The organism is Streptomyces jumonjinensis, from assembly GCF_009600885.1.
Lineage (GTDB): Bacteria > Actinomycetota > Actinomycetes > Streptomycetales > Streptomycetaceae > Streptomyces > Streptomyces jumonjinensis.
The window spans coordinates 15,297-27,637 of sequence record NZ_VCLA01000201.1; the positions used below are offsets into that span (position 1 = coordinate 15,297).

Genomic DNA, 12,341 nt, shown 5'->3' on the forward strand with positions numbered 1-12,341 from the left:
GTGCATACGGTCGATTCCCTACGGAGGCACTTATGACCGACCTCTTGACCCCGTTGGCCAGACCCCGGGACCGTGTCTCCCCGGCACGGCGGAGGGGGATGCCGGCGGCCTCCGACCGACCGTTCTATGTCCTGCTCGGCCCGGACGGCGCGGGGAAGTCCTCGGTCCTGACGGAAGTCGGGAACCGGCTGCCCGGCTGGCGCATGCTCTCCACGGACGACGACTTCGCCCACTCCGGGCACCCTCTCATCAGCAGACTGCGGCGCGATGTGGTCCAGGACGTCCTGCCGGGCCTCGGCACCCACTACTCCGCCGACTTCCTCGCCTGCCTCCTCCAGACCGCCGTGGTCCACCTCCGGGACCAGTTGGAGCGCCAGCCCGGCGAACTGCCGCTGCTGATGGACTCGTACTACTACAAGATTCTCGCGAAATGCCGGCTGGCCGGAATACCGACGAACCCCATGTACGCCTGGTGGCGTTCCTTCCCGCAGCCCCGCGCGGTGCTCTATCTCGATGTCTCGCCCGCCTCGGCGTGGCGGCGCTCGGGGAACGGGGCCCGGCTCAATCCGCTGGAGTACTTCGGCGAGCGCCCCGAGTGGCCGGGGTTCGAGAGCTACCAGAAGAGCCTGCGCGAACTGATGCTGGAAGAGGTACGGGAACTGCCGGTGACCGTCATCGGCGAGCAGAGCTGTGTGAACCGGACCGCCGACGCCGTGACGGAGGTGCTCGCAGCATGACCGCTGACACCGATCCCACCAGCGCCGATCCCACCGGCACCGGGAGCACCGGCACCGGTGCCGCCGGCGGCTGGGGCTCCCCCGGCCACGCCGACCGCTACCGACGGCGGGTCTGCGCCGAGCGTGACCGGCTTGCCGTCGCCCTCGGGAGCATGCGCGCCCACCAGCACGACGTCCTCACCGATCTGCTCTCCTTCAACGCGGATACCGCATTCGGCCGGGAGCACGGCTTCGCGCGGATCCGCGACATCGACGACTTCCGCCGGGCCCTCCCCGTACAGGACTACGCCGCCCACGCGCCGCTGATCGAGCGGACGGCGGCCGGGGAGCCGAACCTCCTCTCCGCCGACCGGCCCGTGGTCTACTTCACCAGCAGCGGCAGCACCGGCGACCGGAAGAAGGTCCCGGTCACCCCGCGGTTCATGCGCACCACTTTCTTCCCCTTCTACTACGCGGCCTGGGCGCCCCTCGTGGAGAACTTCCCCGACATCGCGCACCGTCCCGACGCCGTCCTCAACCTCAAGCACGACCCGATCGCCCAGCCGCCCACCACAGCCGACGGCCGCCCCCATGTCGGGGCCAGCCAGGTCGACTTCGGCGCGAAGTTCGGCGAGCCGCTCTCGGCCGAACCGGGCACCGCCGCCCCCTGGGGCGCCCTCCCCGTGGGCGTCGCCCCCGACGACCACCTGGAGAAGATGTATCTGCGGCTGCGGCTCGCCGTGCAGAGCGACATCCGCTGCCTCATCGGCATCAACCCGGCGATGATCGCGGCCGTCCCCTACCAGCTCGCCCTCTGGTGGGAGCGGATCGTCCGGGAGGTGCGCGACGGCACCCTCGGCGGCGTCCCGTACGGCGCCCCCGACCCGGCCCGCGCGGCCGAACTGGAACGGCTCGCCGCGTACTTCGGCACGGTCTCGCCCGCGTATGTGTGGCCCCGCGTGCGGGCGCTCTTCGGCTGGACCACGGGCGTCGCCTCGCTCTATCTGCCCGCGCTGCGCGAGCAGTTCGGGTCCGGCGTGACGGCGCTGCCCGCGCCGGTCGCGGCCTCGGAGGGGCCGGTGGGGGTACCGCTGGACCGGCACGGCTCGGCGGGCAGCCTCGTCGTCACGGCCTCGGCGTACGAGTTCGCCGACGCGGAGGCCGATCTCGCGCCCGACTCCGCGACCCTGCTGCCGCACGAGCTGGAGGCAGGGCGCGAGTATCACGTGATCTTCAGCCATGTCGGCGGGCTGTACCGGTACGCCGTCGGCGATGTCGTCCGCGTCCTGGACATGCCGGGCGGGGTGCCCCGCGTCGAGTACGCGGGCCGCGCGGGCCGGTCCGACGCCGCCGGGGAGCGGCTGCGCGAGTCGCAGGTGATCCGCGCGCTGCGCGCCGCGCTGACGGCCACCGGTCTCAGCCTGGTCAACGTCGCCTGCCGGACCGAACAGGCCCCCGGCGGGCGTGAGGCGCCGCGCTATGTCTTCGCGATCGCCCCGCGGAACGCCTGGCGGCCGGAGGAGACCGAGCGCTTCGCGGCGCTGCTGGACCGGGCGCTGGAGCGGGAGTCCGCGGAATACCGCGGGGTGCGGGCGCGGGGGGCGCTGTCCGCGCCGGCGGTCCGGCTGCTGGACCCGGAGGCGTTCTTCCGGGACTGGCACACGGCCGTGGGGAGCGGGATCCGCCCCACGCAGGTGAAGGACCGGCTGTTCCGGCAGGATGATGCGTTGTGGAAGCGGCTGACCGACGGGTCCGGCTGACGCCCCGACTCCCCCGGTCCGGGCCTCCTGGGGCTCGCGGTACGGGTTTGTACGGGCGGTACGGGCGGGCGTGCCCGTACAACCCGTACAGCCGCCGTGCACGGCCGCATGGGTGCACAGGAGCACGGGTGCGATCCACCCCGTACGACCTGCCCGGAACCCGTCCGGGACCACGCGGCCGACGGGTCCCGGACCGGCCGTCCGCCCGACCGCTTCCGTCATCGGGCGTCCCGGACCGGTGCACCCTCGAACCCGCCGTACGGCCAGGGGAGACCGACCCTGCCGAGGCCGCCCGACCGCAACCGGACCGCCCCGACATCGGCCACCGGGGCTTCCGGGGCCGCCCCGGGAGCCCCCGCCGACACCCCGTCACCCCGACACCCCCGTCCCCGAAGCCCGCAGCGCACGCGGCGCCCCCACCCCACCCCCATCCGACCCGAGGAGACCGACATGATCGACCTGAGCTGCCCGGTGGAGCGGACCGCTCTGCTCACCGCCGCCCTGCGGGCCGCCGAGACCCGGCGCGAGGACCGCATCTACACGGACCCCTACGCCGCACGGCTGGCCGGCGACGCGGGCCCTGAACTGCTCGCCGAGGTACGGGCCGCCACCTTCCCGGCCGGCCGGCGGCGCACCGTCCCCGACACCCCCGACTTCAACGCCATCCGCACCCGGTTCTTCGACGACTTCCTCCACGACGCCGCCCGCGAGCCGGGGATGACCCAGATCGTGATCGCCCCCGCCGGCATGGACTCCCGCGCCTACCGCATGGAGTGGCCCGGCCACATCCGCTTCTTCGAGATCGACCGCACGGATGTGGTGGAGTTCAAGGCCGAACGGCTGCACGGCGTCACCCCCCGGGTCGCCCACCGCACCGTCGCCGTCGATCTCACCGACGCCGACTGGGAGACGCGGCTGACCGACGCGGGCTACGACCCGGAGCTGCCGTCCACCTGGCTGCTCGAAGGGCTGCTCTACTACCTGCCGGAGGGGGACGCCCGCCGTCTGCTGGAGCGGGTGGCCGCCATCGCCGCGCCCGGCAGCCGGATCGCCGCCGACCTGGTCAACTCGGCGGCCCTGACCCTGCCCAGCATGCGCGAGCTGCTGGAGGTCTTCGCCGGCTGGGGCTGTCCCTGGCAGTTCGGCAGCGACGAGCCCGAGGCCCTGTTCGAGCGGTGCGGCTTCGCTGTGGAGGCCGTCCAGCCCGGTGAGCCCGGCGCGGACTTCGGCCGCTGGCCGGACCCGGTGCCGGACCGCTCCGTCGAGGGCGTCCGCCGGGTCTTCTTCGTCCACGGACACCGCCGATGACCGCGCCCGCCGCCGGCCCGGCCCGGCTTCCCCGTCCGGACGCCGCGGGGCCCACCGCCGGTGGAGCACCCGTGATGGGAACATGACCGGCCCAGCACGGCCCCGGGTCCTGCTGGCGCCGGTCACCGTCACCCCGTCGAAGCCGCTGACCCCCAGCCATCTCAAGGGCCTGCTCTGGGCCGATGTGATGTACCGGGCCACGGCGCCGCTCGCCGAGGTGACCTACCGCTACAGCCATACGACGTACCATCCGACCGAACAGACCCTGGGCTTCTGGGAGTTCCTCGACCGCACCCACGGCGACATCGACTACTCCGGTCTGTCGGAGACGGAGATCGGCGAGTTGTACGTGGCCTACCGCGGCGAGGGCGCGACCGCCACCGCCGGGGACATGCGGCCCTACGCCGACGCCGTGGAGCGGACCGGCTTCGTCCACCCGGCCAGCGCGCTCGTACTGCGGCTGTGGGCCGGACACTACGAGAGGCTGGGGCTGTACGATCCGGGGCTGCTGACCCACCAGCCCCCCGGCTACGGCCTGGAGGAGATGGTGTCCGACCTGGTCGCGGCCGGTCTCGGCCTGGACCAGCGGAGGCTGGGCGGCCCGGTCTATCTCGACGCGACCCGGTTCGGGCTGCCGCTGAGGCAGATCATCACCGCCGAGGGCCGCCCCAACTATCTCGCCTGCGCCCTGCGCGAACTGCTCCCCCTGGCACCCCGGTACGACGAGATCGTGGTGCTGTACGACCGGGAGCTCGACCCCGACTACCAGCTGCTGGAACGGGTGCTCGCCCAGCGGGGCCCCACCGTGCGCCGCGTCCCCATCGGCCGGGTGCCGATCGAGGGGCGGATCACCTCGGCCCGGCACGGGGGCTGGCACGGCCACACCGTCGACGCCCTGCTGCGGACGCTGGGCGACCACTGCTCCCCCGAGGCGCTCCGGCTCGGCGTGCGGCTGTACTTCATCGCCGGCCTCGGCCCAGGACAGCGGGAGTCCTTCCGACACGAGCTGCTGCGCCGCAGCATCGCGCGGGCCGGGCAACTGCTGGAACGGGCCGGGAACCAGCCCGACGAGCCGGCGGTACGGCGGACGCCTTCGCAGCTGACCCGCCTCCTGGAGCCGCACCGGCGCGACCATCTCCACATCGATCCGTACCGGCTCACCTCCTCCCTGCTCAAACGGGGCCGGACCCCCTCGCGCCCACTGCTCTCCGAGGTGTTCCTATGACGCTCAGCCCCACGTTCCTGCTCTCCGTCGCCGCCGGCCGGCTGCGGACCACCCGCCCCGACCTCGCGGCGGACCTGGACCTGACCAGCCTTGAGGGCCTGCGCGGGGCACAGGCCGTCCTCGCGGACCGGGAGGCGGCCGAGCACGGCGACCGGACGGTCGTCGTCGCCGTCGTCGGCGACTTCGACCTGCCCCGATGGGTGGTCGACACCTGCCGGTTCGCCCTCGCCGTACCCGCCGAACGGGCCGGAGCATGGCGGCACGCCTTCACCCGTACCGTCTATCTGGCGGGCCGGCCGGACAGTCTGCGGAAACGATTCACCTTTGACCATGTCGCCGAGGACGGCTCGATCGCCTGGTCCGGTCCCGCCCCTGAGGCGGACACGGAGAGCCTGCGGCGGCTGCTCAAGACCTTCAGCGGCGGCCGGGAACTGGCCGCGTGGGCTCCGGTCACCGTCACCGTGCCCGGGGCTGGGCCGCCGCCCGGGGCCACGGGACGCATGGAGGGCGAACCGCACGGGGCCGGAACCCGCCAACCCGTCGCCCGGGATCTGTACATCGCCACGGCGCGGGTCACCGTGGCCGACGCCCTCGTTCAGGTGAACCACCTGCTCGTGGAGTCCGCCATGGACGGGACGGTGAGACCGGGCGACCGGCTGACCCTGCGCTCGGTCCCCCGTCTCACGGGCCTGTCCGTGCCGCTCGCCGCCCTGCGCGTGGACACCGACCCGCACCGCCCCGGCGAGCTGCGAGCCTACGCCGGCCTGACCGAAGCGACCGAGGACAGCTCCGGCCTCCCGGGCTGATGGCAGTAACGGCCGGAACACGGATTCCAAAGTGCCGACGAGGCACCGTCATGGGCGACGGGCCGCCGGGTCTTCCCGGCGGCCCGTCGCTTCCATGAGGGTGCGCGCCGTCCACGGAGGCTGCGGAAGCGCCCGGAAGAAGGGGCCGTCGGGCGCGAAATTCCGCGAATGGATGGCCGTTTCCTCGCCCTGGAGATACGCGAGCATCCATGCGTTGAACGTCATCGCGTACTCGGTGGACACGCACTCGTCCCGCTCGATGACAGCGACGCCCCAGTCATCCGAGCCCTTCCGGGGGCTTCGTGGTCTCTGTCGCCGGCCGGTGCCATCAGGGCTTACAGCAGCGTCGGCGCATGGAACGCGCCGAGGCCGGAGGACAGGTCCCGGTCGACCCAGTAGCGGCGCGGTTCGACGAGCATGACGTCGACGCTGACCGCGAGGATGCCGGGGATCTCGGCCAGCTCGCTGTCGATGAAGAGCGCCAGGGCGGAGCGGTCGGCGACCAGGCCGGTGGCGAGGACGGACATGTCGCTGGCGACATGGGCGACGAGCCGGGTCTGGGGGAGCTGGTCGATGCGGCGCATGACGTCGGGGGTCTCGCCCGGGGCCACGCGCAGGCGGAGCATGAAGGGGGTCTGGAAGCCGAGCCACTCCGACACGATCTCCAGGCGCGGTCTGACCCATCCCTCGTCGAGGACCCGGCGGACGACGCGGTGTGCGGTGGAAGTGGCCAGGCCGGTGGTCCGGGCGATGCTCGCGGCGGATGCGCGACTGTCCTGGATCAGCTCGGCGACGACGGTGCGTTCGGCCTCGCTGAGTGGTTTGGCGGGAGGTGTCGCGGTCGCGGTGGCGGTGCCCCCGGGCCGGGCGCCGGTGAGCTTCAGCAGATCGTCGCGTTCGGTGCCGGTGAGGAACTGAGGGTCCCAGGTGATGCCCCGGCGCAGGGTGCTGAGGGCGGGCAGGGCGTTGACACGGCGTACACCCGGGACGGAGAACATCCGGTCGATCGCCTTGCTGGTAGCCGCCTCGGAAGGGGCGTGGACCACGACGTAGAGAGGGTAGTCGCCGGAGATCTGCGCCAGCAGTTGGAGGTGCGGCAGGTCACGGAGCCGCTGGAGGACGGCCAGCGGAGTCTCCCCGGTGATGTCCAGGAAGACGTGAACCGGCATCGCCGTGGAGTGCATGCCCCAGTCGGCCTGCCCGATCACGCGGACCATCCGCGCCTCGCGCAGCCGGTCGTAACGGCGTTTGAGCGTGCTGGCATCGGCGGCCAGGATCCCGCCGATGTCGTCCCAGGTGCCCCGGGGTGCCAGATGCAGCGCGCCGATGAGGCGCCGGTCGAGCTCGTCGAGGAGAGGGCGGGTCATGGCGTCCTACCTTAGCCTGCCGGTTAATCCCACCGTTACCTCCAAAGGCTAGAGAATCTCTCACCTAAGTGTCATTGTTCGCAGGAACATCCTTCACGTCCCCGAAGAGGTACCGATGAGCACCACCTCCGTCCAGCCTCCGCCGGCCGAGCCGCAATCGAGAGTGCTGCGCACCGCGTTCCGGGGTTTCGCGGCGATCGAGAGGGTCGGCAACCGACTCCCCCACCCGTTCTGGCTGTTCTGGATGCTGGCGGGGGTCGTCGCCGTCCTCAGCGCCGTGCTGGCGGCGGCCGACGTGAGCGCCGTGCACCCCGGCACGAACGAGACCATCACGGTGGAGAACCTGCTCAGCCAGGGCGGTCTCACCATGGCCATCGAGGGGGCCGTCGACAACTTCGCGGCCTTCCCGCCGCTGGCCACCATCCTCACCGTGATGTTCGGCATCGTCGTCGCCGAGAAGAGCGGACTCTTCTCCGCCCTGCTGCGCCGCATGGTCGCGCGGGTGCCGGGCAAGTACCTCACCTTCGCCCTGTCGCTGACAGCGATGGTCAGCCATGTCGCGGGCGACGCCGCCTACTTCACCCTCGTCCCGATCGGCGCGCTGATCTTCCGTGCGGCGGGCCGAAGCCCGGTCCTCGGCTGCATCGTGGCCTATGTCTCGATCTCCGCCGGGTACAACGCATCCCCGTCCCTCACCACCACCGACGTCCTGCTCTCGGGCATCTCCACCGCCGCCGCCCAGACCATCGACGCGGATTACGTCGTCACCCCGGTGGGCAACTACTTCTTCGGAATCGGCTCGTCGGTCCTGGTGGCCCTGGTGATCACCCTCGTCGTCGACAAGGTCATCGCCCGGCGCTCGGACCTTGAGCCCGACGAGCCGACGGCCGAGCCGAACGCCACGGAGCTGGAGGCGATCGAGGTCACCGCGGAGCAGAGCCGCGCGCTGCGCGTGACCGGGCTGGTCGCCATCGGCTTCCTCGCGTTCCTGGTGGCGGCCATGACCCCCGCGTCGTCACCGCTGCGCGGCGAGGGCGGCGGCATCGTCAACTCCCCGGTGATCGGCGGGATGGCGCTCGTCCTGGGCCTGTTCTTCGCCGTGCTCGGTACGGTCTACGGGCGGATGACCGGCAGCTTCTCGGCCGCCCGCGACATCATCGCGGCGATGGTCGACGGCACCCGGTCGATGGCGCCGATCCTCGTCCTGTTCTTCGCGATCTCCCAGTTCCTCGCCTACTTCAAGTGGACCAACATCGGCGACATCCTCGCCGTCAAGGGCGCCGAGACGCTGCGCGCCCTGGACATGCAGGGCTGGACCGTGCTGGTCGGCATCGCCGTACTGATCACGATCATGAACCTCGTCATCACCAGCGGCTCCGCGCTCTGGGCGCTGGCCGCGCCGGTGCTCGTGCCCATGCTGATGCTCATCGGCATCTAGCCCGAGACCACCCAGGCCGTCTACCGCGTCGCCGACTCCGTCACCAATTGCGTCACCCCGATGAGTCCGTACTTCGTGATGGCCCTGGGCTTCATCCAGCAGTACCGCAAGTCCGCCGGGATCGGCACCCTGGCCTCCTTCACCATCCCGATCGCCGCCGTCGTCTGGGTCGCCTGGATGGCGTTCTTCGTGGCCTGGTACCTGCTCGGCATCCCCTTCGGCGTCAGCTGACCCGCCCTTCCGCCGGAAGCCTCCCCTGACCTCGTACGAGAAAGCAGATCATGACCGCATCGCCCGCAGCCGTCCTCACCGCCCGCGCCCAAGAGGTGTCATCGGAGATCGTCGCCGACATCCTGCGGCTCGTCCGCCACGAGACCAACAGCTACGATCTGCCCGGTCTCGCAGGGGGCCTGGACCTTCTGCGCGAGCTGACCGTCCACCGGCTCGGCCGGCCCGACCGCGAACAGCGTCATCCCGGCGGCGAGTGCGGCGACACCCTCACGCTGACCTACACCGGCGCCGGCGCCGGGCACGTCGCGCTCATCGGCCACTACGACACCGTATGGCCGGCCGGCGCCCTCGCAGGATGGGAGCAGCCGACGACGCCCGACGACGGCCGGGTCAAGCTCAGCGGGCCGGGTGTCTTCGATATGAAGGCGGGTCTGATCCAGGGCATTTGGGCCCTGAAGCTGGCCCGGGAGAGCGGCGCTCCCCTGCCCACGGTCACCTTCCTCTTCAACGGCGATGAGGAGATCGGCTCCCTGTCCTCACGGCCGGTGATCGAGGAGGTCGCGCAGCAGGTCGATGCCACGCTGGTGCTGGAGCCGACCGCCCACGGCGCGGTCAAGACCGCCCGCAAGGGTTCCGGGATCTTCCAGGTCACGGCCATCGGCGTCGAGGCGCACGCCGGGCTCGCGCCTCAGGACGGGGCGAGCGCGATCACCGCGCTCTCCGAGTTCGTGATCGCCGCCGCCGCTGTCGCCGCCCCCGACCAGGGCACCACGATCAACACCGGGCTCATCACGGGCGGCTCCGCCACCAACGTCGTCGCCGGTCAGGCCACCGCCAGCATCGACATCCGGATCAGCAGCGAGGCCGAACAGGTCCGTGTCGACAGAGAAATGGACGCCATCAGGGTCAGTGACCCCCGCGTCCGCATCGAGATCGACCACGCCTGGAACCGGCCGCCGATGACCCTCGGCGCCGCCTCCGCCCCCCTGCTCGACCTCGCCCGCGAGGTCGCCCGCGAGCAGGGCCGCCCCGGCCTGCCCGACGCCGCCGTCGGCGGCGCCAGCGACGCCAACTTCGTCGCCGCCCTCGGTCTGCCCGTACTGTGCGGCATGGGCGCGGTCGGCGACGGCGCCCACGCTCAGGGCGAGTTCATCTACCCCGACACCGTACCGGCCCAGACCGCCCTGGTCGCGGGCCTGCTGGGACGACTGGCAGCACCGCTGCGAGGCTCGGCCACGGCGTCCTGACACACGACACGGCAGCGCGCCGGCCGTGGACCGCGTATCCGTGGTTCCTCGGCCCTCCCCCGCAGCCGGGCTCCGCTCCCGCTGGTGGCCATCGCGGCCATCGCGGAAGGGCGGTCACACGCGGCGACCAGGTGGGATGCCCCGAGGGACCCACCCCGCCCGAACCGATCCTGTTCGGCGTTCACGACGAGTCGCGCTGGAGAAGTCGCTCCATGGCGGCGACGTCTTCGGCGAAGGCGTCGTGCGGCTGACGGGGGCCGCAGCCTTGGACGAGGCGGGCGTAGTCGGCTGCCGCGCGGCTGATGCGGTCGGCCAGAGCCGCGCCGCTCTCGTGGGAGCCGAAGTCGTCGGTGGCGGCGTAGACGCCTCGGGGCGACACGATGGCGTGCAGGTAGGAGAACATCGGCCGCAGAGCGTGTTCGAGAACGAGGGAGTGCCGTTCGGTGCCGCCGGACGCCCCGATGAGCACGGGCATGTCCGAGAGGGTGTCTTCCGGCAGTACGTCGAAGAACGCTTTGAACAACCCGCTGAAGGAGGCGTTGAAAGCAGGGGTGACCGCGATGACGCCGTCGGCCTCGGCAACCGTGCCGAACGCCTCCTCCAGGGGCGCCGTAGGGAAACCGCTCAGCATCGCGTCGATGATCGCGTGTCCCAGCGGGCGCAGTTCGACGAACGAGGACTCGACCGTGCTGCCGGCGAGGGTGAGTTCTGTGCGCACCGATGTCCCGAGCCGGTCGGCCAGCAGGCGCGTCGAGGACGGTTCGCGCAGTCCGGCGGTGATGATCACTATCTTGGTGGCCATCTCATCGCGCTCCTCTCAGCTCCCCGGCGTCTGCGGGGTCTGCGGCGTCTGCGGCCCGGTTCCCGCGTCGCGCGCCCGGAGCAACGACTGATGCGTGGGGGCGTCGGGGGCGTCGGGGGACCTGCCGACGGCGAACTCCTTGCGGAGCACCGGCACGACCTCTCCGCCCAGGAGATCCAGTTGTTCCAGCACCGTCTTGAGGGGCAGTCCGGCGTGGTCGACGAGGAAGAGCTGGCGCTGGTAGTCGCCCGCGTAGTCGCGGAAGCCGAGGGTTTTGTCGATCACCTGCTGGGGAGATCCGACCGTCAGGGGCGTGAGCGAGGTGAACTCTTCCAGCGACGGCCCGTGCCCGTACACGGGCCCGTTGTCGAAGTAAGGGCGGAACTCCCTGACCGCGTCCTGGCTGTTGGGGCGGATGAAGACGTGCCCGCCGAGGCCGACGACAGCGGCCTCCGGCGTACCGTGCCCGTAGTGCTCGAAGCGCTTCCGGTAGAGCTCGATCATCGTGCGGGTGTGGGAAGCGGGCCAGAAGATGTGGTTGGCGAAGTACCCGTCCCCGTAGTAGGCCGCCAGCTCCGCGATCTCAGGGGTGCGGATGGAGCCGTGCCACACGAAGGGCGGAATGCCGTCCAGGGGGCGGGGGGCCAGGGTGAAACTCTGCAGCGGGGTACGGAGCTTGCCCTCCCAGTCGACCACCTCCTCGCGCCACAAGCGGCGCAGCAGCCCGTAGTGCTCGACGGTCAGGGGGATCGCCTGGCGGATGTCCTGGCCGAACCAGGGGTACACCGGCCCGGTGTTCCCCCTCCCCAGCATCACATCGGTCCGTCCGTCGGCCAGGTGCTGCAGCACACTGAAGTCCTCGGCTATCTTGACGGGGTCATTCGTGGTGATCAGCGTGGTCGACGTCGACAGGATGATCCTCTCGGTCACCGCGGCGATGTAGCCGAGCAGCGTCGTCGGCGAGGACGGGACGAAAGGCGGGTTGTGGTGCTCGCCCGTGGCGAAGACGTCCAGTCCTACCTCCTCCGCCTTCCTCGCGATGGCCACGGTGGCCCGGATGCGCTCCGCCTCGGTCGGCGCACGGTCCGTGGTCGGGTCGGGGGTCACATCACCCACGGTGAAGATGCCGAACTGCATCCCGGTCATAGCGCTGCCACTCTCCCTACCTGTGTGACGCACGCACCTGTCTGCCGTTCCCGTCCCTCCCATGAGGCGGGCGCTGTCACTCCTCTATGTACGGCGTTCGGCGCACTGCACCCGGGACGTACGGCGTTCGGCGCACTGCACCCGGTACGTACGGTGTTCGGCGCACTGCACCCGGCCGATCTCGGGGATACGGCAACACGCACCTCACCAGCCTCACGGCACCCCTAAGTGTTCCCCCTGCGGGTCGGAGTCGAACCGCTATCCCGCAGATGCGAGCAAAAGGTGAGGTAATGGT

Annotated in this window: 10 protein-coding genes and 1 pseudogene; 7 read left to right on the plus strand and 4 right to left on the minus strand. The window is 71.3% G+C overall.

Going from position 1 to position 12,341, the window contains the following annotated elements; translation table 11 throughout:
* The first annotated feature begins 32 nt into the window (after positions 1 to 32).
* The 5 genes from FF041_RS35590 to FF041_RS35610 all read left to right on the plus strand — a co-directional run bounded on the left by FF041_RS35590 (position 33) and on the right by FF041_RS35610 (position 5,815).
* Complete coding sequence (locus tag FF041_RS35590; protein WP_228388882.1) at positions 33 to 737, plus strand: nucleoside/nucleotide kinase family protein; 705 nt, start codon at positions 33 to 35, stop codon at positions 735 to 737.
* Complete coding sequence (locus FF041_RS35595; RefSeq protein WP_153526639.1) at positions 734 to 2,476, plus strand: GH3 auxin-responsive promoter family protein; 1,743 nt, start codon at positions 734 to 736, stop codon at positions 2,474 to 2,476. The genes FF041_RS35590 and FF041_RS35595 overlap by 4 nt, the downstream gene beginning before the upstream one ends.
* A 450-nt stretch (positions 2,477 to 2,926) precedes the next feature.
* Entirely contained in the window at positions 2,927 to 3,784 is an 858-nt protein-coding gene (locus tag FF041_RS35600) for a class I SAM-dependent methyltransferase (protein ID WP_153526641.1), read from the plus strand.
* An 82-nt stretch (positions 3,785 to 3,866) separates the two neighbouring features.
* On the plus strand, positions 3,867 to 5,009 hold the full coding sequence (locus FF041_RS35605) for a hypothetical protein (RefSeq protein ID WP_153526643.1): 1,143 nt from the start codon (positions 3,867 to 3,869) through the stop codon (positions 5,007 to 5,009).
* Positions 5,006 to 5,815: a DUF6182 family protein gene (locus FF041_RS35610; protein ID WP_153526645.1), complete on the plus strand. Its 810-nt coding sequence runs from the start codon at positions 5,006 to 5,008 to the stop codon at positions 5,813 to 5,815. The genes FF041_RS35605 and FF041_RS35610 overlap by 4 nt, the downstream gene beginning before the upstream one ends.
* Before the next feature lie 48 nt (positions 5,816 to 5,863).
* Here FF041_RS35610 and FF041_RS35615 read toward each other — a convergent pair whose 3' ends face one another.
* A complete protein-coding gene (locus FF041_RS35615) occupies positions 5,864 to 6,058 on the minus strand; it encodes a hypothetical protein (protein ID WP_153526647.1) in 195 nt (64 codons plus the stop codon).
* A gap of 92 nt (positions 6,059 to 6,150) precedes the next feature.
* Positions 6,151 to 7,182, minus strand: a complete 1,032-nt coding sequence (locus tag FF041_RS35620) for an Lrp/AsnC family transcriptional regulator (protein WP_153526649.1) — start codon at positions 7,180 to 7,182, stop codon at positions 6,151 to 6,153.
* 115 nt (positions 7,183 to 7,297) lie between these two features.
* Here FF041_RS35620 and FF041_RS35625 point away from each other — a divergent pair.
* Both FF041_RS35625 and FF041_RS35630 read left to right on the plus strand, forming a co-directional pair.
* A pseudogene (locus FF041_RS35625) lies at positions 7,298 to 8,851 on the plus strand (AbgT family transporter).
* A 50-nt stretch (positions 8,852 to 8,901) separates the two neighbouring features.
* Positions 8,902 to 10,098, plus strand: a complete 1,197-nt coding sequence (locus FF041_RS35630; protein WP_153526651.1) for a M20 family metallopeptidase — start codon at positions 8,902 to 8,904, stop codon at positions 10,096 to 10,098.
* A gap of 181 nt (positions 10,099 to 10,279) precedes the next feature.
* Here FF041_RS35630 and FF041_RS35635 read toward each other — a convergent pair whose 3' ends face one another.
* Together FF041_RS35635 and FF041_RS35640 are read right to left on the minus strand one after the other, a co-directional pair.
* Entirely contained in the window at positions 10,280 to 10,900 is a 621-nt protein-coding gene (locus FF041_RS35635; RefSeq protein WP_153526653.1) for a CE1759 family FMN reductase, read from the minus strand.
* Between the two features lie 15 nt (positions 10,901 to 10,915).
* Positions 10,916 to 12,037, minus strand: a complete 1,122-nt coding sequence (locus tag FF041_RS35640) for an LLM class flavin-dependent oxidoreductase (protein WP_153526978.1) — start codon at positions 12,035 to 12,037, stop codon at positions 10,916 to 10,918.
* Positions 12,038 to 12,341 lie beyond the last annotated feature (304 nt).